Consider the following 21,677-nt stretch of genomic DNA (forward strand, 5'->3'; position numbering starts at 1 on the left):
GCCAGCCTCCGGCGCTGCTTGTCGAAGCCGGCCCAAAGGATTGATCCTCCAGCCAAACAGGAGGCTGCAATGAACGTTGAGACCCATTACCTGGCTGTCTTCACCAGCGACAAGACCGGCCCCAAATGGCGGGCCTGGCGCGCCATGAGCGAGGCCGAGCAGGCCGAGACGGCCCGCCTCGGCGTCGCCGCCGTCGCCGCCTGGGAGGAGGCGCACCGCGACTCCATCGTCTTTCAGGGCGGCCCGCTAGGCCCGACCAAACGCATCGACGACGACGGCGCCGTGACGGACATGGTCAACCTGCTGACCGTCTTCATGGTGGTGCGCGCCGACAGCCACGAGGCGGCGGCCCGCCTGTTCGAGAACCATCCGCACATGAGCATCTTCGTCTGCGACGGGGTGGAGGTGATGCCGGTGCTGGGGTGAGGAAACCATAGCGTCGTGGCCTCCGGCTAGTTTGCTGGTTGAAGGTCGGCAGGCCAAGGCGATCTGCTAATCAATGCCCACGATCTCGGGTTAGAAACCGACGCGCGTGCGTCGATTTCAATTAACAGTTCGCACGTTGTCATTTCATCAGCGCCGATTGCTGCTGATAGCGTTTCTATTGATCTCCAAGTATATTTTGACCCTCCAAGCAGCTGCCGAAGGCGTTCGCGACGCTTTCCAGCGAGGTCGTTCGCGCGCTTGGATTGAAGATAATGATTAAGCCCGGTCCCCCCGAGGGTTGCCATGGCTCCAATAGCTGCACCTAGAATTGCGGCCCAACCTTGATCCATTATTCCGTCCTCAAAAGCTCGGGTGGAGCAAAATCAACTGAAATGTCTCCCATTGATTTTCCGTCACAACTTGACGCCGGTCACGACTCACCGAGACTCAGTATAAAATCAGGAGAGACCCGTGGCAGAAGCAAAGCAAAATTTCCCACAGATACCAAGCACGGTCTGGTGGGGCCTTAGGGAGCAGTTCAAAAAGACCGTTCCATCGAAAGTGAGCGACAAGTACTTGGTCGCGCAGCTGAATGTTCAGGCAACGGCTGCACAACAGTACCTCAGGGAATTGAAAAAGGTCGGCCTTCTCGACGAGGAAGGCAAGCCGACCGAGGCTGCGAAGCGATGGAGATTTGATGACACCTACAGGGAGGCTGCCGATGAAATTCTCCACACAGCCTATCCCAACGACCTAATTGAGCTTGCGCCCCCTGGAGACAATGATCGCCAAAAGGCAGTACGATGGCTGATGCAGGCGGCAGACTTGGGCGAAGGAGCCGCTCGCAACAAGGCCGCTACCTATTTCATGATCGGCAGCAACGAGCCCCCTTCCGACGCAGTCGCATCCAAAAGTACTCGATCAGCGCCACGTGCCGCGGCGCAAAAGAAAGAAGCATCACCGCGCAAATCGCCTACTCCCCTTGAGAGCAAGAAATCCTCAGCAGAGCCACCTCACAACCATGGCAGCGGATCAGCCGACGCTGCGATGCCACTCAACGTAAATGTCCAAATTCATATCAGCGCAGATGCAACAGCCGACCAGATTGAAGCGATATTTGCCAATATGAAGAAATACCTTCGCTGAATATGTTTGAGCAGTTTCGTGAACTTCAGCGGAGCATCAACCGGATTGGTCTCGGAGGAACGTTACGTGCCCTCCCAGCACCTCGGATGCTGGCTATCGCGGACGCAAGCGATCAGGGCAACTCCGTCCATGACCGCTTTCTAGAAGTCATTACAGACAGCGACCTCTTAGGAGTTTCTCGAGATCTTTTTGTATCGGGATTTTACTCGGAAGCTTCAGGTGAAGCGTTCAAATTTGTCGACAACTTTATAAAGAGCAAAACCAGCAGCACAAAATCAGGAAGCGCGCTTATGGAATGGGCGTTCTCACCGAATGGCACCACTTTGAAGCTGAACGGTCTAACCAGCGAGAGCGAGAAAAATGCTCAAGCCGGTTATCAACGAATATTCGCTGGATCGATGCTGGGCATACGTAATCCAACCGCTCATGAGAACGGCTGGATTACCGATGCAGAAGAAGCGTTGGAAACCATCGTTCTAGCTCAACACCTACTTCGCAAAGCAAGGGCCGCGACGCTGTAAACGCCTAGTGCACCCGCGCCTTCCCGATCTCCAGCCCGTCGGCGCCCGCTGACACGGCCACCACGCTGCCGTCCTCGATCTCTCCGGCCAGCAGCTTCTTGGCCATGGGGTCGACCAGCTCCTTCTGGATGACGCGCTTCAGGGGGCGGGCGCCGTAGACGGGGTCGTAGCCCTTGTCGGCGAGCCAGGTCAGGGCGCTGTCGTCCAAAGCGAGCGTCAGGCGGCGGTCGGCCATCAGCTTCTCCAGACGCGCCAGCTGGATGCGGACGATGCCGCCCATCTGCTCGCGGCCGAGGCGGTGGAACAGGATGATCTCGTCGATGCGGTTCAGGAACTCGGGCCGGAAGTGGGCGCGGACCTGCTCCATGACCAGCGGGCGCACGGCCTCGACATCCTCGCCCTCGGGCTGGTCGGCCAGATACTGGCTGCCCAGGTTGGAGGTCATGATGATCAGGGTGTTCTTGAAGTCGATGGTGCGGCCCTGACCGTCGGTCAGGCGGCCGTCGTCCAGCACCTGGAGAAGCACGTTGAAGACGTCGGGGTGGGCCTTCTCGACCTCGTCGAACAGGACGACCTGATAGGGGCGGCGACGCACCGCCTCGGTCAGGGCGCCGCCCTCGTCATAGCCGACATAGCCCGGAGGGGCGCCGATCAGGCGGCTGACCGAGTGCTTCTCCATGTATTCGGACATGTCGATGCGGGTGATGGCGTTGTCGTCGTCGAACAGATAGCCCGCCAGCGCCTTGGTCAGCTCGGTCTTGCCGACGCCCGTGGGGCCGAGGAAGAGGAAGCTGCCCAGCGGCTTGTTCGGGTCGTTCAGACCGGCGCGGGCGCGGCGCACGGCGTCGGAGACGGCGGCCAGGGCCTCGTCCTGACCGACCACGCGGCGGCCCAGTTCGTCCTCCATCTTGAGCAGCTTCTCGCGCTCGCCCTCCAGCATCTTGTCGACGGGCACGCCGGTCCAGCGGCTGACCACGGCGGCGATCTGTTCGGCGTCGACGACCTCGGGCGTCAACGGGGCGGCGACCGCCGCCGGGGATTCGGAGTCCGCGAGTTGCTTCTCAAGCTGCGGAATCTGACCATAGGCGATCTCTGAGGCGCGGCCGAGATCACCGGCGCGCTGGGCGGCGGCCAGTTCGGCGCGCAGACGGTCCAGGGTTTCGCGCAGTTGCGCGCCCTGCCCCACCTTGTCCTTTTCCGACTTCCAGCGGGCGGTCATGTCGTCCGACTGGCCCTCCAGATCGGCGATCTCGTCCTCCAGCTTTTCGAGACGTTGCCGGGAGGCGCTGTCGTCTTCCTTCTTCAGGGCCTCGCGCTCGATCTTGAGCTGGACCAGACGGCGGTCGATTTCATCCAGGGCCTCGGGCTTGGAGTCCACGGCCATACGGACGCGCGACGCAGCCTCGTCGATGAGGTCGATGGCCTTGTCGGGCAGGAAGCGGTCGGTGATGTAGCGGTTCGACAGGGTGGCGGCGGCGACGATGGCGCTGTCGCTGATGCGCACCCCGTGGTGGACCTCGTACTTTTCCTTCAGACCGCGCAGGATCGACACCGTGTCCTCGACGGTGGGCTCGGATACGAAGACCGGCTGGAAGCGACGGGCCAGGGCCGCGTCCTTCTCGACGTGCTTGCGGTACTCATCCAGCGTGGTGGCGCCGACGCAGTGCAGTTCGCCGCGCGCCAGCGCAGGCTTCAGCAGGTTGGAGGCGTCCATCGCCCCGTCGCCCTTGCCCGCGCCGACCAGGGTGTGCATCTCGTCGATGAACAGAACGATGCCGCCCTCGGCGGCGGCCACCTCGTTCAGCACGGCCTTCAGCCGCTCCTCGAACTCGCCGCGATACTTCGCGCCGGCGATCAGGGCGCCCATGTCGAGCGACAGAACCTTCTTGTCCTTCAGGCTTTCGGGCACGTCGCCATTGACGATGCGCAGCGCCAGACCCTCGACGATGGCGGTCTTGCCGACGCCGGGTTCGCCGATCAGGACGGGGTTGTTCTTGGTGCGGCGGGCCAGCACCTGAATGGTGCGGCGGATCTCCTCGTCGCGGCCGATGACGGGGTCGACCTTGCCGTCGCGCGCGGCCTCGGTCAGGTCGCGGGCGTAGCGTTTCAGGGCGTCGAAGCTGTCCTCGGCGCCCGCGCTGTCGGCGGTCTTGCCCTTGCGGATTTCGGCGACGGCGTCGTCCAGCTTCTTGGCCGTGACCCCGGCGGATTTCAGGGCTTCGGCGGCCGCGCCGCCTTCCTTGGCGATGGCGGCCAGCAGGCGTTCGGTGGTGACGAAGGCGTCGCCGGCCTTTTTCGCGGCCTCTTCGGCGGCGCTGAAGACGCGCGCGGTGTCGCCGTCCAGATAGAGCTGACCCGAGCCGCCCTCGACCTGGGGCCGCTTCTTCAGCAGCCCCTCGGTGACGAGTTCGACGGCGGACGGATCGCCGCCCGCCTGATCGATCAGCTTGCGGGCCAGGCCGTCGCGTTCCTCGAGCAGCACCTTCAGCAGATGCTCGGGCGCGAACTGCTGGTGGCGGCGAGCCAGCGCCAGCGACTGGGCGGATTGAACGGCCTGTTTGGCGCGGTCGGAATAGAGGTCGAGATTCATGTCGTTCGGTTTCCCCTCGGGAGGCGGATTTGAACTCAATGCGCCCTTTCACGAAGCGACGCCTTGAGCTGTCGCAAAGGAGGTGGGTGTGGCCGGGAGGACACGCAAGAGAGGGGCACAAAAACGCCCGCCGCCAAGACAGGCGACGGGCGTCGGAATCCGATTTGACGACAGGGTCAGCCGCCGGACGGGCCGGTCGAAAAGTCGAACTGTTCGGGCTGGCGACGGGGACCGCCGAAGGACCAGCTCAGACCCAGGTAGAAGGCGCGCAGGTTCAGATCCTGATCGAAACGCTCGCGGAACTGCGGCGTGTCGTAGGTGGTGGCGCCGCCGAAGGAGTTCAGGATATCGCGGGCGGTAAACTGCAGCGACAGGGTGTCGGTCAGCTTGCGACGATAACCGAAATTCAGCATGCCGCCGCTCTCGCGCGTCCCCTGGGCCAGTAGTTGATCACCCTGCCAGAAGCCCATCAGTTGGACGAAGTCCTTGGGCGTGGCCTGCCAATTCAGGCTGAGGCGACCGGTTACCATCTCGCCCTCCCGGTCGCGGCCGCCCGGGATGCCGGCCGCGTCGATCTCCTGACGGAAGGCGTTGACGCTGGCGTTGTAGCGCAGGGTCGGGTGCAGGCGGCCGCTGGCGGTCAGCTCGACCCCCAGATCGCGCCGGGCCCCCAGATTTTCCGGCCGGGTCAGCAGGACGCCGCCGCCGACGTCCGTCGCCACGTCGGTGAAGGCCTTGGTCGTATCGCGGAAGTAGGCAGTGGCCTGATAGAAGCTCTGACCACGCCGCATCTGCCACATGGCCTCGAAGCTGTCGGTCTCCTGCGGCTCCAGATCCGGATTGCCCGAGCGCAGATTCAGCGGATCGCCGTAAACGATGAAGGGATTCAGCTGCGACGGCTGAGGCCGCTGGATGCGCCGCGAATAGCTGCCGCGCAGCGTCTGCGTCTCGGTCAGCTGATACTGAAGATGGAAGGTCGGGTAGGCGCGGAAGTAGTCCTGGGACGCGCGTACGGCGTTGGTGACATCCTCGACCTCGATGTCCGCCTGCTCCAGTCGCAGGCCGAACTGGCCGGACAGCTTCTCGCCGAACGGGCGCTCATAGGTGGCGTAGAGGGCGTGGACGATCTGCTCCGCCTCGAACCGATTGCTCTGCGACGGCACGAGGGCCAGGGCGTTCTCGGACGGCCCGCGCCGCACCTCATTCTCCTGATCCGGCCGAGTGAGGTTCAACTCATAACCCGCGCGCAGCTTGGCGCCCTCGCCCATGGGCCGGGTGTAGGCGCTGGTGAAGCCAATCGTCTCCTGCGCATTCAGGCCGCGCTGGGCCTCATACACTGTCGGCTCCGTCGGGACGCTGAAGACGTTGGCGGCCAGGGAGTCGTTCTCATGGTCGTTGCGGTCGTAGCGCAGCTCGTTCGACCACTCATGTCCCGAGGCGTCAAACTGGTGCAGCACCCGGCCGGTAACGCCCCATCCGTCCATGGCGAAGCCGCCCGAGCCGTCGCGGCTATAGGCGCGGGTCAGGGCGCCCGAGCCGTCGCGGGTCTCGAACAGGCCGCCCACATCGCTGTCGACGTCGAAACGGTTGGCGCGCGCCTCGCCGGTCAGCATGGTTTTTTCAGTCAGCCGATATTCAGCCGCCACCCGGCCGAAGAAACCACCCTGGGTCGAGTCGATGCTCTGAGCCGTCGTGGTCGTGCCGACGGTCGCGCCCGAAGCGTTGAGCTGTTCGCGCAGGCGGTCGAAGGCCAGGCTCTGCTCGTCATGGCGATAGCTGAGATCGCCGGTCAGGGTCAGCTTGCCGCGCTGGCGCGAGCCGCTGGCGCCGACGTTCCAGCGCCCGTTGTCGCCGACATTGGCGCGCAGCGAGCCGGTCGTCACGGTCGCGCCCGGCGCTCCCGTAGCTGCGGCGGCGGCCACCGCCGCAGGAACCGGCTTGGTGATCAGGTTGATGACACCGCCGGAACCCTCGGGACTGTAGGCGGCGGATGGATTGGTCATCACCTCGATGCGGGCGTAGCGGTCGGCCGGCAGTTGCAGCACCGCATCGGCGCGGTTCGGGCCCGACAGGATCGCCGAGGGACGGCCATCGACCAGGATGGTGACGTTCCCATCGCCGCGCAGGGAGACGTTGCCCTGAGGATCGACATCGATGGAAGGCACATTGCGCAGGGCCTCGGCCAGGGTGCCGGTCGCCGCCTGAAGATCGTCGGCCAGGCTGTAGCTGATCGAATCGATCGAGGTGCGGACATCATTGGCGCGGGCGCTGACGACGACGTCGCCCACGGCCGCGGGTTGATCGTCCTTGTCTGCCTTCTGGGGCGGGGTCTGCGCCGGCGGGCGCTGGGTCTGCTGTGCGCCGACGGCGGGCTGCGCCGTCTGCGCCAGAACGCCCGTCGCAGGCAGGGCCAAAACCACCCCCAGCAGGGGCGCGAACTTGTATTTCGTCATGGCTGGGCGTCCTCGCACGGACGTCCCTCAACGTCCTTCACAGTCGCCGATATCAGCCCCTCGACGTATAACCGAGTTACATCTTTTTCATCCCGAAGGCGGGTCTGTGGCTTCGATTTGGAACCCCAAGCGTAGCCGTGCGTTGGGGGCCCATGCTGACATCCAAAATGAACCCTCGAGTCTTCTGGGGGGCCAGCGCCATTGCAGGCGGGCTGTTGCTGCTCGCCCTGACGGCGCCCGCCACGTCCGGCCTGCTGTTCGGACGCGCCCAGGCCTGGGTAATCGACACCTTCGGCTGGTTCTACGTGGCCTCCGTGGCGGGGTTCCTGCTGTTCGTGGCGGTGCTGGCCGTGGGGCCGACCGGGCGGCTGAAGCTGGGACCGGACGACGCCGAGCCGGACTTCCCCTATGTTTCATGGCTGGCCATGCTGTTCGCAGCGGGCATGGGCATCGGCCTGATGTATTTCGCCGTCGCCGAGCCGGTGCAGCACTACATCGCCCCGCCCGAGGCCCAGCCCGGCACCCTGACGGCCGCGCGCGAGGCCATGGTCATCACCTACACCCACTGGGGCGTCCACGCCTGGGCCATTTACGCCGTGGTGGGCCTCAGCCTGGCCTATTTCGCCCACCGCAAGGGCCTACCGCTGACCATGCGCTCCAGCCTCTACCCCCTGCTGGGCAAGCGGGTGAACGGGTGGGTCGGCGATGCGGTCGACATCTTCGCCATCTGCGGCACCCTGTTCGGCATCGCCACCTCCCTGGGCCTGGGCGTGGCGCAGATGAACTCAGGTCTGCACTACGTCTTCGGCCTTCCCAGCAATGTGATGATGCAGGTCGGGCTGATCGCCGTGGTCATGGGAGCGGCGACGATCTCGGTCCTGACGGGCGTGGACAAGGGGGTGCGGCGACTGTCCGAGCTGAACCTGGTCATCGCCGTCTGTCTGATGCTGTTCGTGCTCGTGGCGGGACCGACGCTGTTCCTGCTGCGGGCTTATGTGCAGAATTTCGGCCTCTACCTGGATCATTTCTTCGTCCGCACCTTCACCCTCTACGCCTATGAACCGCGTGCCTGGATGGCGGACTGGACTCTGTTCTACTGGGCGTGGTGGATCGCCTGGTCGCCGTTCGTGGGCATGTTCATCGCCCGCATCTCGCGCGGGCGCACCGTGCGGGAGTTCCTGATCGGCGTGTTGCTGGTGCCGACAGGCTTCACCTTCCTGTGGATGACGGTCTTCGGCAATTCGGCCATGAGCCTGGACCTCGGCATCGCGGCCGGGGCCATTTCCGAGGCGGTGCAGGCGGACCTGTCGACAGCCCTGTTCCGCTTCCTTGAGTATCTGCCGGGGACGGCGATCACCTCGATCCTGGCCATCGCCCTGGTGGCGGTCTTCTTCGTCACCTCGGCGGATTCCGGCTCCCTGGTCATCGACACCCTGGCCTCGGGCGGAGCCGAGGAGACGCCGCGCTGGCAACGGGTCTACTGGTGCGTGCTGCAAGGACTGGCGGCGGCCCTGCTGTTGCTGGCCGGGGGCCTCGGCGCCTTGCAGGCGGCGACCCTGGTGGCGGCCCTGCCCTTCGCCGTCATCATGATCCTGGCCTGTTTCGGACTGGCGCGACAAATGAACGCCGACCTGAGGGGCGAAGCCGTCGAGACCGAGGCGCCGCCGCTGCGCGAACAGCTCAAGCGCATCCTGGCCCCCGCCAGCCGCCGCGACATCGACCGCCAGATCGCCCGCCACGGCGCCCCGGCGCTGGAAGAGGTGCGCGCCGCCGTCGCTGCCGAGGGGCTGGAGAACAGCGAGGTGCAGAGCGACGACAACGGCGTCTGGCTGAGGGTCGAGCACGCCAACGGGCGGGACTTCCTGTATCGGCTGGGCGCCCGATCCAGACCCCTGCCCGCCCTGACCGCGCTGGAGGCCCCCGAGAACCGTCGCGCGCTGGAGTGGCGGCTCAGCGCCGTGACCGGCGACGGCATGCGTCCGCGCGACGTGACCGGCTTCACCCGCGCCCAGATCGTGGCGGACGTGCTGGAGCATCTGCAAAGGTGGCGGCTGGCGGCATAGGGCGCGCGACGCCCCTTGGCCCCGCGAACGGGCGGCGTTAGCGTCGCCATTCAGTCTTCAGGAGCGTCCTTGATGTCCATCCGCCTGTCGCGCCGCGCCGCGCTGATCTCTTCCGCCGTCGGCGCCGCCGGCGCGGCCCTGCCCGCTACCGGCTGGGCGCAGACCAGCGCGGACACGCGCACGGATGAGCAGATCGCCGCCGCCGCCGACGCCTGGGTGCAGCGGTGCATGGCCGCCTGGCCGGACCAGCCCGCCGTCTCCCTGGCCCTGGTGCGCGACGGCAAGACGGTGCTGGCCAAGGGCTATGGCGTGCGCCGTCAGGGCAAGGCCGAGCCCGCCGACGAACACACCCTGTTCGCCATCGCGTCGAACTCCAAGAACGTCACCGCCGCCTGCCTGGCCATCCTGGTCGATGAGGGCAAGGTGAAGTGGGACGAGCCGATCCGCACCTATCTGCCCGGCTTCACCCTGTCGGACCCGATGGTGGGCGAGCGCATCACCGTGCGCGACACCCTGAGCCACCGCGCCGGTTTCGGCCTGGGCGCCGGCGACCTGCTGTTCTGGCCCAACAGCGACCGGACGCGGGCCGAGGTGCTGGCCCAGGCCGCCTTCGTGCCGATCGAGGACGGCTTCCGCGAGGACTACCACTACTGCAACCTGATGTTCGTGGTGGCGGGCGCGGTGATCGAAAAGGTCTCGGGCCTGTCGTGGGAGGACTTCGTCCAGACCCGCATCTTCAACCGCGTGGGCATGAGCGAGAGCGTGCCCCTGGCGCGTCTGGCCGACCCGAAGAAGAGCGCCCTGCCTCACGGCCGCGTCGGCCCGCCCCTGCGCTATCAGGGGGCGATGACCCAGATCGCGGAGTCGATCGTCGAGGTGTGGAACTGGGATTCGGCGGCGGCGGCGGGCGGCATCTGCGCCAGCGCGACCGACTGGGCCAAATGGATCACCGTGCGCCTGAACGACGGCAAGCTGGCCGACGGCTCGCGCCTGTTCTCCGAAGCCGCCGCGCGCGAGATGTACAAGCCGAACATCGTCGTCTCCTCGTCCAACGGGCCGACGGCGGCCCTGCCGAACCGGGCCGTGGCCTCGACCTACGCCATGGGCTTGCAGGTTCAGGATTATCGCGGCGAGCGACTGGCCACCCACGGCGGCGGCTCGCCCGGCGGCATCTCCGCCACGGTGCTGATCCCCGGCCGCAAGATCGGCTTCTCGGTCTTCACCAACGCCGAAGAAAGCTTCCTGCTGCGCGCCCTGCGATCGGGCCTGTCGGACATCGCCATGAACAAGGTTGACGTCGACTGGATCGCCGATTCCAAGCGGATTGAGGCCGAAGGAACCGAGAAGTCGCTGAAGGCCGCCGTCGAGATCGACGCCAAACAGGCGGCGGGCGCGGCCCCGTCCATGCCGCTAGACGCCTACGCCGGAACCTGGCGCGACCCCTGGTACGGCGACATCGTCATCGAGCCGAAGACCGAGGGGCGCGGCCGCAACCGCAAGTCCGGCCTGTGGCTGCGCTTCACCCACACCCCGGCGTTGCAGGGCTGGCTGGAGCCCTACGACGGCGAGACCTTCCGCACCCGCTTCCCCGACAAGCGCGAGGAAGACGCCTTCATAACCTTCAGCATCGGCACGGCCAAACCCGCGACCGCCACGGTCAAGGGCGTCTCACCCGACATCGACTTCAGCTACGACTATCAGGATCTGCGGCTGACGCGAGCGTGAAGCCTCGGACGCCGTCCAGGCTCACCCTTCGCCCGCCGCCTCCAGCCGGGCGATGCGGCGGTCCATGTCGGCGACCTGATCCTTCAACCGTTGCGCCTCGGACGCCATGTCGACCGGCGTGCCGTCGTCATAGGTCAGTTGCGCGCCCTTCTCGATCAGGTCGAGACGGTAAAGGGCGGTGACGCGGGTCGCTTTAAACCGCTCCAGCTCGCTTTCCGGGGAGGTGACGCGGGCCATGTCAGCGCGCCGCCACGACGATGACTTCGACGAGGTAGTCGGGCGTGGCCAGCTTGGCCTCGCAGGTGGCGCGGGCGGGCGGATGGGCCGGATCGACCCAGGCGTCCCAGACGGCGTTCATCGCCTCGAAATCGGCGATGTCGGCCAGCCAGACCTGGGCCGACAGGATCTTCGTCTTGTCGCTGCCGCACTCGGCCAGGATCGCCTCGACCTCGGCCAGAGCGGTGCGCGTCTGGGCGGCGACGTCCTCGCCCGGCTCGCCGACCTGTCCGGCCAGATAGAGGGTCTGGCCGTGGACCACGGCCTGGCTCATGCGGCTGTCGGGCTGGATGCGGGTGATCATGGCGGCTCCTTGCGGTTGACGCCGGACTTATACGCGGCGAGACGAACGCTCCAAGGACAAACGCCCGGCGCCTCCGCATCTTCCTAAACCCCAAAAGCCGTGTCACAGGATGCGGCCATGGAAACGATCCGCATCGAGAACCGCATCGGCGTGCGCGCCCCGGCTGAACGCATCTGGGACGTGCTGACTGATTTTGCAGGGTGGAGACGCTGGAACCCGCACGAGACGGACATCGAAGGCGTCCTCGGTTTCGGTGCGGCGATCCGCCTGACCGAACGCCTGCCGGACCTGGGGGAGCGTCGGATCGAGGCCCGGTTGGGCGAATGGCAGCCGAACGCCCAACTGGTGTGGGCCGAGCGACGCGGCTTCCTGTTCCGCACCCTGCGCTACTATGAAATCGACGAGTTGGAGCGCGGCAGCTGCATCCTGTCTCACGGGACCATCTTCAGGGGCCTGCGCGCCGAGCTATTCCATGACAAGCATCGGGCGCGCATCCGCCCGGCCTATGAAACAATCGGTGAAAATCTGAAGCGGATCGCCGAAGAGGGCTGACGTCGCCGAACGTCAACCGCCCTTGATCGTATCGGTGATGTTGATGATCGCCGGTCCCAGGATGACGACGAACAGCACCGGCAGGAAGAACAGAATCATCGGCACGGTCAACTGGGCCGGCAGGGCCGCCGCCTTCTTCTCGGCCGCCGCCAGACGCAGGTCGCGGTTCTCCTTGGCCATGACGCGCAGCGCCGAGCCCAGCGGCGTGCCGTAGGTCTCGGCCTGGGTCATGGCCGTGGCCACGGCGCGGATGCCCGGATGCTGAGTCCGCTTGGCCATGCCCTCATAGGCCAGTCGGCGTTCGGGCAGATAGCTCAGCTCGGCCGACAGCAGGGACAGCTCCTCGGCCAGTTCGATGGACTGACCGCCGACTTCCTGGCTGACCTTCTGGATCGCCGCCTCGATGGACATGCCGGACTCCACGCAGATCAGCAGCAGGTCCAGCGAATCGGGGAAGGCCGCCACGATCGACTGGCGTCGCTTGTCGATCAGATTTTTTAGATAGATGTTCGGCGCATAGAAGCCCACGCCCGCCGCCAGAATGACGATGGAAAACAGGGTGAAGCCCGGCAGGTCCGGCTTGATGACGACGAACAGGTAGAAGGCCGTCAGCGCCATCAGGATGAACGGCAGCGAAAAGCGGAAGAAGTAGAAGGTGTTCAGCGGCCCCGGCCCACGGAAACCCGCCTGGATCATGTTCTCGGCGACCTTGGGGTCTTCCAGCAGCTTCACCAGATTCAGCCGCGCCACGACCCGACTGCGGAAGCTGTCGTCCGTGCGGCGCAGGCCGCCGCCCGTCTCGCCCGCGCCGCCGCGCATGGCCTGACGCGAACGCCGGCGCAGTTCCTCGCGACGCTCGGCCACCGCCTTCATCCGCTTGTCCAGCCGCGCCCCGCCGCCGATGAAGGAGCCCAGCATGGTCAGGACGCTGGCGAAGACGGCGACGCCCACGCCGATGCTCAGCAGGTTCTGCGGGTCTGTGATGAAGCGCATGAAGGCGTTCATGATCCGGGTTCCCCCCTCAGAACTTGAAGTTGATCATGCGCTTCATCACGAAGACGCCGGTGGCCATCCACAACACCGCGCCCAGCAGCATCACATGACCCCGAACATCCGTGAACAGCAGCATCATGTAGCTGGGGCTCGTCACCGTCACCATGATCATCACCGCCGGCGGTAGGGAGCCGATGATGCCGGCCGACGCCACGGCTTCGGACGACATGGCCTTGATCTTTTCGCCCATCATCCGGCGGGCGCGCAGCACCGAGGTCAGATTGCTCAGCGCCTCGGCCAGGTTGCCGCCCGACTTCTGCTGGATGGCGATGACGATGGCGAAGAACTTCAGCTCCGGCGTCGGCATGCGCTGATACATCTTGTCCAGCGTGTCGGCGAGCGTCAGCCCCACCCCCATGCCTTCGACCAGCAGGCGAAATTCCCCGCCCAGCGGCTCGGGGCTTTCACGCGCGATGACCTTGAAGCAGTCGTGGACGGGCAGACCCGTCTTGATGCCGCGCACCAGAACGTCCACGGCGTCGGGGAAAGCCAGGGAGAACTTCTTCATCCGCGCCTTGGCCTTCATGTTCACGATCCAGCGCGGCACGCCCAGACCCATGGCCACGCCGACGCCCAGCACGATGAAGATGTTGGCGCCCAGAACAAAGGCCAGCAGCGAGCCGCTCAGCCCCATCACCACGCTGATGATGACAAAGGTCCGCATCGACAGGCTCAAGCCCGCCTGCTTCAGTTTTGCGCTGGTGGTCATCCGCGCCTTGCGCTCGCGCCGGTCGACTTCGCGCAGCTGGACCATGATCTGCTTGCGGCGCGCTTCGGGCGTATTGGCGGCCGCGGCGCGCTTGGCCGCCGCCACGGCCTCGGTCCGACCGGCCGCCAGGCCCTTGGCGCGCTTGACCGCCTGCCCCGAAGAGTTGTCGCCGCCGACCAGCACCCAGCCGACGCCGCCGATGGTGATGAAGGCCAGGACCGCCGCGAGGATCGGAAGAAGCATCGGCCCTACTCCGCCGCGTCCAGAGCTTCGGCCAGTTCCCGTTCCAGCCCGTAATAGCGGGCGCGGTCCCAGAAGCGCGGGCGGGCGATGCCGGTCGAACGATGGCGGCCGGTGATCTTGCCGTGCGTGTCTTCACCGGTGATGTCGTAAACGAACAGATCCTGAGTAACGATGACGTCGCCTTCCAGCCCCACCACCTCGGTGATGTGGGTGATGCGACGGCTGCCGTCGCGCAGGCGCGCGGCCTGAACGATGACGTCGATCGAGCCGACGATCATCTCGCGGATGGTCTTGGACGGCAGACCGTAGCCGCCCATGGTGATCATGGATTCCAGACGGCTGATCGCCTCACGCGGGCTGTTGGCGTGCAGCGTGCCCATCGAGCCGTCGTGGCCGGTGTTCATGGCCTGCAGTAGGTCGAAGGCCTCGGGGCCGCGCACCTCGCCGACGATGATGCGTTCGGGGCGCATCCGCAGGCAGTTCTTCACCAGGTCGCGCATGGTGATCTGGCCCTGCCCCTCCAGGTTCGGCGGGCGGGTCTCCAGCCGCACGACGTGGGGCTGCTGCAACTGCAGCTCGGCGGCGTCCTCGCAGGTGATGACGCGCTCGGTCGGGTCGATAAAGGCCGTCAGGGTGTTCAGCAGGGTCGTCTTGCCCGAGCCGGTGCCGCCCGAGATGACCAGATTGCATCGCGCCGCGCCGATGACGCCCAGAACGCGCGCCCCCTCGGGACTGATGGAGGCGAACTCCACCAGATTGCGCATCGTCAGCTTGTCCTTCTTGAACTTCCGGATCGTCAGCGTCGGTCCGTCGATGGCCAGCGGCGGGGCGATGACGTTGACGCGGCTGCCGTCGGGCAGGCGGGCGTCGCAGATCGGGCTGGCCTCGTCCACGCGGCGGCCGACCTGGGACACGATCCGCTGGCAGATGTTCATCAGCTGGGTGTTGTCGCGGAAACGGACATTGGTCAGTTGCACCTTGCCGCCGACTTCGATGAAGACCCGCCCGGCCCCGTTGACCATGATGTCGGCGATGTCGTCGCGCGCCAGCAGCGGCTCCAGCGGGCCGTAACCGAGGACGTCGTTCAGGATGTCCTGGACCAGGTGCTCCTGCTCGGCCACCGACATGGAGACGTTCTTGATCGCCACAAGCTCGGCGACGATGTCGCGGATTTCCTCGGACGCCGCCTTCTGATCCAGCTGGGCCAGCTGGGCCAGGTCGATGGTGTTCATCAGGGCGTTGAAGATGGTCGTCTTCGTCGCGTGATAATAGTCGCTCTGCTCGCGCACGATTTCGGCGACGGCCTGGGCGTTCTTCAGCTGGGCCAGCCCCGCCGTGGCGCGCGGCCCCGCGCCGCCGGACGTCGGACGCGCGACCGGATCACCCTGCCCCAGCGCGTGCTCGAACGGGTCTGGCCGCTTGGGAGTCGCCGGCGTCAGCGGGTCCAGTTCCTCAGGCGGGAAGGCGTCGACGGGATCCAGCGCCCTGTGCGACGACCGTTCCGCAACCGCGGCCAGGTCCGGCTCTGGCGAAGCGGCCGGACGCAGCGGCGCAACCGCAGCTCCCGATGCTGTCCGTTTCCCGAACACCTAGCCGCGCTTCTTGCTGAACAGGCCGGCGAACAGGGACGATCCCCCGGCCGAACCCTTGGCGGCGCGCGCCTGTCCGGCGGTCGTGGGCAGTTCACGATGGGACACGATCTGGGCCAGGGTCTCGAACGCCTCGGCCGCCTTGGTTCTGGCCGCCGAGTCCACGATCATCTGGCCGTTGTTGGCGGCCGCGCCGAAGACCTTGGCGTCGAAGGGAATGACCAGGCTGGGGTGAACGCCCAGCGCGGCCCCGAAGTCCTTGACCGGGATCTCGGGACGTCCGGGAACGCCGACCTGGTTCAGCACCAGACGCGGCGGCGCGTCGTTCGGTCGCCCCTGCCTGATCAGATCGATCATGTTCTTGGCGTTGCGCAGGGAGGCCAGATCCGGCGTCGCCACCACCACCACCTCGTCCGCCGAAATCAGCGCCCGACGCATCCAGCCCGACCACAGGTGCGGCAGGTCCAGCACGACAAAGGGCGCCGTGGAACGGATGCGGCTCGTCACCTCCTCGAAGACTTCGGGCCCGAAATCCCAATCGGCGTCCAGGGTCGCGGGCGCCGCAAACAGGCTCAGCTTGTCGGTGCAGCGAACCGTCATCCGGTCCAGCAGGGTCGCGTCCAGGCGCTCGGGCTGCTTCAGGGCGTCAGCGACGCCGCCCAGCGGATCCTGGTTGAAATCCAGCCCCGCCGTGCCGAACGGCAGGTCATAATCGACGATGACGGTGTTGACGCCGATCCGCTCGCTCATGGCGTAGGCGGTGTTGTGCGCCACGGCCGAGGCCCCCGCCCCGCCGCGCGCGCCGACGAAGGCGATGGTACGCCCGACGAAGGGCTGGGCCGGATCGGCGAACAGGCCGCCGATAGCCGCGATGAGCTGCAGCGGTTGAATCGGAGCGACCAGGTACTCGCTGACCCCGCGCCGCATCAGTTCGCGATACAGCAGGATGTCGTTGGCCGCGCCGATGATCACCACCTTGGTGCCCGCGTCGCAAACCTGGGCCAGGGCGTCGATCTCAGCCAGAAGGCTCTGCGCGTCCTTCAGACTTTCGACGATGACCAGGGGCGGCGTCGGTTCGCCCTGATAGGCCTCGATAGCCGCCTGAACGCCGCCGAGACGGATCTGGGTGGCCGCCCGCGCCATGCGGCGATCCTGGCCAGCGCGTTCGGCGGCGGCGGCCGTGTCCTGGCGCTCGGCGAAGACATGGACCCCGATACGCGGAATGGAGACCTCGACCGTCGCGCCGATCGGGCTAAGGCCGGACGACGTCGCCAGGGGCGCGGGCGCAGCGTCCACGACGGGCGACGCGGCGGGTTCAACCGGCGCCGGCTCGATCTCGGGCCGGACCGCCTCAGCGGCCATCGGGGCCGCAGTGTTCATGGAAACCGCAGATCCCGCCCCCGGAGACGCAGCAGCGCCGCCCCGGTCGTTGCGAAGGTCCAGAAACTCGTCGTCCAGATCAAAACCATCCAGGGCATCGAACACGCTCGGCGCTTGGGGCTTGGCCAGGTTGCTCATTGAATGGCCTGTGAGATGCGCATCTGCGACAGCAAAGGCTCTCGCGTCGCTGAGGTGGCGGAGCCCTTGCGATAGGCGTCGAACACGACAGAGCGGCGCCCGGCTTCGGACGGCGTCATGCCGCGCGGCGCGACAATGTCGCGCGGGTCGGCGATCTGGGCGGCCAGGTTGGCGGTGACGGCGCAGCCGAAGTTCGAAGCGGACTGGTTGTCGCCGCTGCGGCCAAGATTGCCCCACTGCGTCCCGCACTGCGGAACCACGGCGCGGACCGTCTCGAAGCCGACCAGCACCGGCGCACGCGGGTCCGGCGCGGCGTAGGCCGCGACCTTGATACGGTTCTCGGGCACGCCCGCCTGGTGCAGAGCCGCCTTGACGCCCCAGGCCGCTTCGCTCGCCACCGGGTCGCCGCCCGACGGCGCCTCGATCACCAGCACAGGCGCGCCCTCCATAGCGAAGCGGTTGACCAGATCGCCCAGCGCCGCGCGCTGATTGCCGGACAGGCCCGTCTCGTGAACCGCCAGGGCGATACGCTCCAGCCCCGGCTCGACCTGGAGCGAGAAGCGCGATGTCGGCGTCAGGGGCGGCTCGCCGCCCAGACTCGCCGGGCCGCCGACGCAGGCCGACAGCGCCAGCCCGCCCAGGGCCAGGGCGATCAGGGGAAGAAAACGCGAGGCAGGTCGGGTCATGGCGTTCACTCGATCACATAGCCGACGGGTCCACGCCATCCGGCGCCCGCCTGGGCGGTCGGCGCAGGTGAGCCGTAGACCTGGTTCAACTGGCCGAAGAAGATGGTCTGGGCGTCATGCGCGATGCGCAGGCCATCGGCCGGCGTCTGCATCCGGCCCGGCGCCGTCGGCGTGACGATGTAGGGTTCGACGATGACCACCAGCTCGGTCTCGCCCATCAGATAGTCACGCGATCGGAACAACTGGCCCAGCACCGGGATGTTGGTCATGCCCGGCAAGGAATCCACCGCCTGACGCGTGCTTTCCTGCAACAGGCCTGCGATCATCATCGATCCGCCCGAGGGCAGCTCGACGGTGTTTTCACTGCGCCGCACGGACAGGCCGGGCAGGGTGACGGAAGAGGGCGTGCCGGCGCCGATGGTCAGGCCGCCGCTGGGCGTCAACTCCGACACCTCCACCTTGACCTGGAGACTGATACGTCCGCCGGAAAGCACCACCGGCCGGAAGCCCAGCGCCACGCCGTAGGGTTTGTACTGAACCACGATCTGACCATCGCGATCACGACCCGTGGGAACCGGAAACTCGCCGCCGGCCAGGAAACTGGCGGCCTCGCCGTTAACCGAGGTCAGATTGGGCTCGGCCAGGGTGCGGACCAGGCCGACCCGCTCGAACGCCTTCAGGGTCGCCGAACCCTTGTTCAGGCCGTCCGAGCCGGGCCCCGTACCCGGCTGGGCCGTCTCCCAGTTCACGGGATCACCCGGGCCGCCATCGACGATGACCGGACACATGGCGCCGTCCGGCCAGCCCGGCCCGATGCACGGCGCCTCCATCTGGAAGTTCTTGGTGGTGTCGCGGGCGATGCCCCCGGCGATCCCGCCCAGAAGAGAGCCGTTGACGCCCCAGGTCGCGTTGTTGCCCAGCAGCCACTGGGTGTCGCCGACACGACCGATCACGGCCTGGGTGTCAAAGCCCAGTTGCTTGATGACGTTGCGCTGCACCTCGACCACGCGGACCTTCAGCGTCACCTGGTCCGAACCGGCGACCGTGATCATGTTCATGACCTTCTCGGGCGCGGTGACGAAGGCGCGCGCCACCTGGGCGGCGCGGTCGGCGTCGGCGGGGCTGGCGGCCACCCCGGTCAGGATGATGCTGTCGTTGACCGCCTCGGCCTGCAGGTTAGAGCCCGGCGCGACGCGGTTCAGCGTATCCTGAAGGGCGCTGACGCCCGCATCCACCCGTACCCGCAAGGCCAGGATGGCGCGCCCCGAAGCGTCCAGGAAGACCGCGTCCGTCTCGCCGCCCTCCAGGCCGATCATGGTGATGCGGCGCGGCGTGTGCAGCATGGCCTCGGCCACGCGCGGATTGGAGATGATGATGTCCCTTGCGTCGGCGGGCAGATCGACGGCGAAGGAGGTGCCGCGCGGCAGGTTGACCAATTGCGGGGGCGAGCCCGCCGTAACCGCGGCGCGCGTCGTCTGGGCGTCGGCCTGATCCATGGGCGCGCTCGCCCCGCTCAGGGCGAGCGCGGCGACGCAGGCGGCGGCGGCGAAACGGTTCATGCTGGAGATCCTCATGGCGTCGCCACGTCCTGGGGCGCGCCGCCGCCGCGATAGACCTTCACCACCGAGCCCTGTCGTTCGCCTCCGCGTCGCACGGCGCCGGGGACATGACCCGAAGGCCCCGCCGTATCGGCGTAGGAGCGCAGCACCAAGGACAGATCGCCCTCGGACCGCGCCAGCGCCAGTAACTCGGCGTCGCGCTCGCTGACCGCCAGGGTGGCTGTGGCGCCGACCACGGCCTGCTCGTCCTCGGCGGCGCGGGTGCTCTGGTCGATGGCCAGAACCTTCATGTTGCGCATGATGGTCGCCGTGGTGAAGCGCGGCCCGGCGCCGCTGTCGTTGTTCTTGATTTCGCGCGTCATCAGCACGTCCACCCGGTCGCCGGGCAGGATGAAGCCGCCGGCGGCGGTCTCGACGGTGACGCGAATGGCCATGGCGCGCGTGCCCGGCTCCAGATAGGCGGCCATGTAGCCGCTGTCACCGGCGCGGACGATCTTGCGCGCCACGATAGGCTCTCCGGCCAGGATGGGTTCGCGCACCACGGCGCCGATGTAGTCGGCCTTGGCGCCAGGGCCGTTCAGTTCGGCGGCGGCCTTCATGGCCCGATCAACCGCCTGGGCGCGGGCCTCCTCGCGGGTCGGCTTGTCCTTGGCCTTGCCATCGACCGCCGCGTTCTCTGCGGCGGCGCCTTCAGGCTTGGCCGGAAGCGGGGTCGAGCCGTCGGTGATGAAGAGGGGATTCAGCTCCTCGACCGGCCAGTCCTTCCAGCTCAGGTCGGCGTCGGCCAGGCGGCGCCCCGGCTCCAGATCGCGCGCGGCGACCAGCACCTTGGCCATCGGCCGCGCCTCGACGGCGGCCGCTACGGACGCGGCCGGTTCGCGGCCGGGCGACCCCATGGCGCGCACCACCAGCGCCAGGCCGACGGCGGCCAGGGCGGCGATGCAGATGACGGCGATTTTGGCGGGCTTCATCGACGGTCTCCGGCAGACGCGGATCCGCGCGGATCGCCCCCTGCCGTTAACAATGATGAGGGATCGAGGTTAACGCGTCCCTAAGCGGGACAGGCCTTGGCGAACATCGATCATCCGGCGATGAAGGCGGCCATCACAGGGCTTTCCGGATAGGCCAGAAGCGCGCCGATGGCGATGGCGACGCCATAAGGGATGTCTCCCTTGGGCTGCATCAGCCGCATCATCCAGCCCGGCCCGGTCTGGGCCAGAATGGGCAGACGGCTGCGCGCCGTCAGCAACAGCATGCAGAACGCCCCGCCCGCCAGGCCCGTGTAGAGCAAAAAGTGCAACGTGCCCGACAGGCCCATCCACAGCGTGGCCGCGGCCAACAGCTTGGCGTCGCCGCCGCCGATCCAGTTCAGGGCGAACATGCCCGCTCCGATGAACAGGCCCGCCACAGCCATCCCGGCCGAAACCCCGACCACGCTCAACGGAAACCCCAACGCCAGCGCCGTCGGAAAGAAGCCGACCACCAGGGCGATCGAGATCCAGTTCGGAATCTTCATCGTCGTCAGATCGTACAGGGCCGCGACGACGGCTAGAACCGGAAGAATGGCGAGGAGAAGAAGCGAAAGCTGGTCCATGCCGTCAGCCTGACCTCAAGTCTTTAAGACTCTGTTTCCTGGTGAAGTTCTGCAAGATGACTCTCGGTCAAAGGAAAACGGCCGGAGCTTTCGCTCCGGCCGTCGCAACCAAACCTGGATAAGGTCTTAGCCTTCCTCAGCAGGAGCAGCCTTGTCCAGTTCGGTGTTCACGCCGTCGAACATGCCTTTGACCTTCGGGCCAATGGCGACAAGCGCGCCGATGATGATACCCACCGAGATCAGGGCGGCGATCAGGCCGTATTCGATGGCCGTGGCGCCGGATTCGTCCTTGGCGAAGCGGTTGATGAAATTACGCATGAGATGTCTTCCTTTGTTATAAGCGAGCAACAGTTCCACCATTCAGGGTCACCGGCTTTGCCCGCTTGACCCCCGTTTGCATGACGACAATGCCGCCTCGTGGATTAAGGACGAGTAAAATCTACCAGCCTCCCGCATGAATATGATGGTTACTTTGATGTTTACTATAAAAGTCCCTGCCGACCGGCATTCTCTGGAATTTCAGGAAATCTTGACCTTTGGGTCGCACCTTTCGTGCGCGGCGTCGCGCGCGCCGGTTCCTTTGACTCCGGAGGCCCCGACATGCCGGCATCGGCCAAGCCCAAGGGCGCAAGCCTGATCCGCACCCTGTTCGTCGCCTTGCCGATCGCGC

At 66.5% G+C, this 21,677-nt stretch carries 19 protein-coding genes; 6 read left to right on the top strand and 13 right to left on the bottom strand.

Features of this window, described 5'->3' with window-relative positions:
- Nucleotides 1–69: 69 nt before the first annotated feature.
- From ABC419_RS16500 to ABC419_RS16510, 3 genes are all read left to right on the top strand, one after another.
- Nucleotides 70–426: a hypothetical protein gene (locus ABC419_RS16500; RefSeq protein ID WP_412876741.1), complete on the top strand. Its 357-nt coding sequence runs from the start codon at nucleotides 70–72 to the stop codon at nucleotides 424–426.
- A 471-nt stretch (nucleotides 427–897) separates the two neighbouring features.
- The gene (locus ABC419_RS16505; RefSeq protein WP_412876740.1) at nucleotides 898–1,572 is read left to right on the top strand and encodes a DUF5343 domain-containing protein; all 675 of its coding nucleotides are present in this window, start codon (nucleotides 898–900) and stop codon (nucleotides 1,570–1,572) included.
- A gap of 2 nt (nucleotides 1,573–1,574) precedes the next feature.
- Nucleotides 1,575–2,093, top strand: coding sequence for a TIGR02391 family protein (locus ABC419_RS16510; protein ID WP_412876739.1), 519 nt, complete (start codon nucleotides 1,575–1,577; stop codon nucleotides 2,091–2,093).
- Between the two features lie 4 nt (nucleotides 2,094–2,097).
- Here ABC419_RS16510 and clpB read toward each other — a convergent pair whose 3' ends face one another.
- Nucleotides 2,098–4,683, bottom strand: coding sequence for an ATP-dependent chaperone ClpB (clpB, locus tag ABC419_RS16515; RefSeq protein WP_412876738.1), 2,586 nt, complete (start codon nucleotides 4,681–4,683; stop codon nucleotides 2,098–2,100).
- A gap of 176 nt (nucleotides 4,684–4,859) precedes the next feature.
- Nucleotides 4,860–7,136 (bottom strand): TonB-dependent receptor domain-containing protein, encoded by a 2,277-nt coding sequence (locus tag ABC419_RS16520; RefSeq protein WP_412876737.1) that lies wholly within the window; start codon nucleotides 7,134–7,136, stop codon nucleotides 4,860–4,862.
- Between the two features lie 167 nt (nucleotides 7,137–7,303).
- On the opposite strand from ABC419_RS16520, the gene ABC419_RS16525 reads away from it, so the two are divergent.
- The gene (locus ABC419_RS16525; RefSeq protein ID WP_412876736.1) at nucleotides 7,304–9,199 is read left to right on the top strand and encodes a BCCT family transporter; all 1,896 of its coding nucleotides are present in this window, start codon (nucleotides 7,304–7,306) and stop codon (nucleotides 9,197–9,199) included.
- Nucleotides 9,200–9,271: 72 nt separating this feature from the next.
- Nucleotides 9,272–10,924, top strand: a complete 1,653-nt coding sequence (locus ABC419_RS16530) for a serine hydrolase (protein ID WP_412876735.1) — start codon at nucleotides 9,272–9,274, stop codon at nucleotides 10,922–10,924.
- Nucleotides 10,925–10,945: 21 nt separating this feature from the next.
- On the opposite strand, the gene ABC419_RS16535 is transcribed toward ABC419_RS16530, so the two are convergent.
- Both ABC419_RS16535 and ABC419_RS16540 read right to left on the bottom strand, forming a co-directional pair.
- Nucleotides 10,946–11,161 carry a hypothetical protein gene (locus ABC419_RS16535; RefSeq protein WP_412876734.1) on the bottom strand — a complete coding sequence of 72 codons (216 nt, stop codon included), beginning with the start codon at nucleotides 11,159–11,161 and terminating at the stop codon, nucleotides 10,946–10,948.
- Nucleotide 11,162: 1 nt separating this feature from the next.
- A complete protein-coding gene (locus ABC419_RS16540) occupies nucleotides 11,163–11,504 on the bottom strand; it encodes a RidA family protein (protein WP_200168525.1) in 342 nt (113 codons plus the stop codon).
- Between the two features lie 117 nt (nucleotides 11,505–11,621).
- Here ABC419_RS16540 and ABC419_RS16545 point away from each other — a divergent pair, with 117 nt between their 5' ends.
- Nucleotides 11,622–12,056: an SRPBCC domain-containing protein gene (locus ABC419_RS16545; protein WP_125899391.1), complete on the top strand. Its 435-nt coding sequence runs from the start codon at nucleotides 11,622–11,624 to the stop codon at nucleotides 12,054–12,056.
- A gap of 12 nt (nucleotides 12,057–12,068) precedes the next feature.
- Here ABC419_RS16545 and ABC419_RS16550 read toward each other — a convergent pair whose 3' ends face one another.
- The 9 genes from ABC419_RS16550 to ABC419_RS16590 all read right to left on the bottom strand — a co-directional run bounded on the left by ABC419_RS16550 (nucleotide 12,069) and on the right by ABC419_RS16590 (nucleotide 21,325).
- On the bottom strand, nucleotides 12,069–13,061 hold the full coding sequence (locus ABC419_RS16550) for a type II secretion system F family protein (RefSeq protein ID WP_368924172.1): 993 nt from the start codon (nucleotides 13,059–13,061) through the stop codon (nucleotides 12,069–12,071).
- A 16-nt stretch (nucleotides 13,062–13,077) separates the two neighbouring features.
- Nucleotides 13,078–14,061, bottom strand: coding sequence for a type II secretion system F family protein (locus tag ABC419_RS16555; RefSeq protein WP_412878792.1), 984 nt, complete (start codon nucleotides 14,059–14,061; stop codon nucleotides 13,078–13,080).
- Between the two features lie 5 nt (nucleotides 14,062–14,066).
- Nucleotides 14,067–15,650, bottom strand: coding sequence for a TadA family conjugal transfer-associated ATPase (locus tag ABC419_RS16560; RefSeq protein ID WP_412876732.1), 1,584 nt, complete (start codon nucleotides 15,648–15,650; stop codon nucleotides 14,067–14,069).
- On the bottom strand, nucleotides 15,651–17,168 hold the full coding sequence (locus ABC419_RS16565; RefSeq protein WP_125899395.1) for a CpaE/TadZ family protein: 1,518 nt from the start codon (nucleotides 17,166–17,168) through the stop codon (nucleotides 15,651–15,653).
- Nucleotides 17,165–17,854 carry a CpaD family pilus assembly protein gene (locus ABC419_RS16570; protein WP_125899396.1) on the bottom strand — a complete coding sequence of 230 codons (690 nt, stop codon included), beginning with the start codon at nucleotides 17,852–17,854 and terminating at the stop codon, nucleotides 17,165–17,167. Before ABC419_RS16570 ends, ABC419_RS16565 begins: the two co-directional genes overlap by 4 nt.
- Nucleotides 17,855–17,859: 5 nt before the next feature.
- Complete coding sequence (locus tag ABC419_RS16575) at nucleotides 17,860–19,413, bottom strand: type II and III secretion system protein family protein (protein WP_412876731.1); 1,554 nt, start codon at nucleotides 19,411–19,413, stop codon at nucleotides 17,860–17,862.
- Nucleotides 19,414–19,424: 11 nt separating this feature from the next.
- On the bottom strand, nucleotides 19,425–20,384 hold the full coding sequence (cpaB, locus tag ABC419_RS16580) for a Flp pilus assembly protein CpaB (protein WP_412876730.1): 960 nt from the start codon (nucleotides 20,382–20,384) through the stop codon (nucleotides 19,425–19,427).
- Between the two features lie 110 nt (nucleotides 20,385–20,494).
- On the bottom strand, nucleotides 20,495–21,007 hold the full coding sequence (locus ABC419_RS16585; protein WP_412876729.1) for an A24 family peptidase: 513 nt from the start codon (nucleotides 21,005–21,007) through the stop codon (nucleotides 20,495–20,497).
- A 126-nt stretch (nucleotides 21,008–21,133) separates the two neighbouring features.
- The gene (locus tag ABC419_RS16590; protein WP_412876728.1) at nucleotides 21,134–21,325 is read right to left on the bottom strand and encodes a Flp family type IVb pilin; all 192 of its coding nucleotides are present in this window, start codon (nucleotides 21,323–21,325) and stop codon (nucleotides 21,134–21,136) included.
- Nucleotides 21,326–21,677 lie beyond the last annotated feature (352 nt).

This window comes from Brevundimonas phoenicis, assembly GCF_047237745.1.
GTDB lineage: Bacteria > Pseudomonadota > Alphaproteobacteria > Caulobacterales > Caulobacteraceae > Brevundimonas.

Excerpts from the sequence above, each read along its gene's own strand:
- ABC419_RS16555 (WP_412878792.1), bottom strand. The coding sequence starts at position 14,061 with ATGCTTCTTCCGATCCTCGCGGCGGTCCTGGCCTTCATCACCATCGGC.
- ABC419_RS16590 (WP_412876728.1), bottom strand. The coding sequence starts at position 21,325 with ATGCGTAATTTCATCAACCGCTTCGCCAAGGACGAATCCGGCGCCACG.
- ABC419_RS16535 (WP_412876734.1), bottom strand. The coding sequence starts at position 11,161 with ATGGCCCGCGTCACCTCCCCGGAAAGCGAGCTGGAGCGGTTTAAAGCG.
- ABC419_RS16530 (WP_412876735.1), top strand. The coding sequence starts at position 9,272 with ATGTCCATCCGCCTGTCGCGCCGCGCCGCGCTGATCTCTTCCGCCGTC.
- ABC419_RS16570 (WP_125899396.1), bottom strand. The coding sequence starts at position 17,854 with ATGACCCGACCTGCCTCGCGTTTTCTTCCCCTGATCGCCCTGGCCCTG.
- clpB (WP_412876738.1), bottom strand. The coding sequence starts at position 4,683 with ATGAATCTCGACCTCTATTCCGACCGCGCCAAACAGGCCGTTCAATCC.
- ABC419_RS16510 (WP_412876739.1), top strand. The coding sequence starts at position 1,575 with ATGTTTGAGCAGTTTCGTGAACTTCAGCGGAGCATCAACCGGATTGGT.
- ABC419_RS16520 (WP_412876737.1), bottom strand. The coding sequence starts at position 7,136 with ATGACGAAATACAAGTTCGCGCCCCTGCTGGGGGTGGTTTTGGCCCTG.
- ABC419_RS16500 (WP_412876741.1), top strand. The coding sequence starts at position 70 with ATGAACGTTGAGACCCATTACCTGGCTGTCTTCACCAGCGACAAGACC.
- ABC419_RS16565 (WP_125899395.1), bottom strand. The coding sequence starts at position 17,168 with ATGAGCAACCTGGCCAAGCCCCAAGCGCCGAGCGTGTTCGATGCCCTG.
- ABC419_RS16545 (WP_125899391.1), top strand. The coding sequence starts at position 11,622 with ATGGAAACGATCCGCATCGAGAACCGCATCGGCGTGCGCGCCCCGGCT.
- ABC419_RS16550 (WP_368924172.1), bottom strand. The coding sequence starts at position 13,061 with ATGAACGCCTTCATGCGCTTCATCACAGACCCGCAGAACCTGCTGAGC.
- ABC419_RS16575 (WP_412876731.1), bottom strand. The coding sequence starts at position 19,413 with ATGAACCGTTTCGCCGCCGCCGCCTGCGTCGCCGCGCTCGCCCTGAGC.
- ABC419_RS16585 (WP_412876729.1), bottom strand. The coding sequence starts at position 21,007 with ATGGACCAGCTTTCGCTTCTTCTCCTCGCCATTCTTCCGGTTCTAGCC.
- cpaB (WP_412876730.1), bottom strand. The coding sequence starts at position 20,384 with ATGAAGCCCGCCAAAATCGCCGTCATCTGCATCGCCGCCCTGGCCGCC.
- ABC419_RS16525 (WP_412876736.1), top strand. The coding sequence starts at position 7,304 with ATGAACCCTCGAGTCTTCTGGGGGGCCAGCGCCATTGCAGGCGGGCTG.
- ABC419_RS16540 (WP_200168525.1), bottom strand. The coding sequence starts at position 11,504 with ATGATCACCCGCATCCAGCCCGACAGCCGCATGAGCCAGGCCGTGGTC.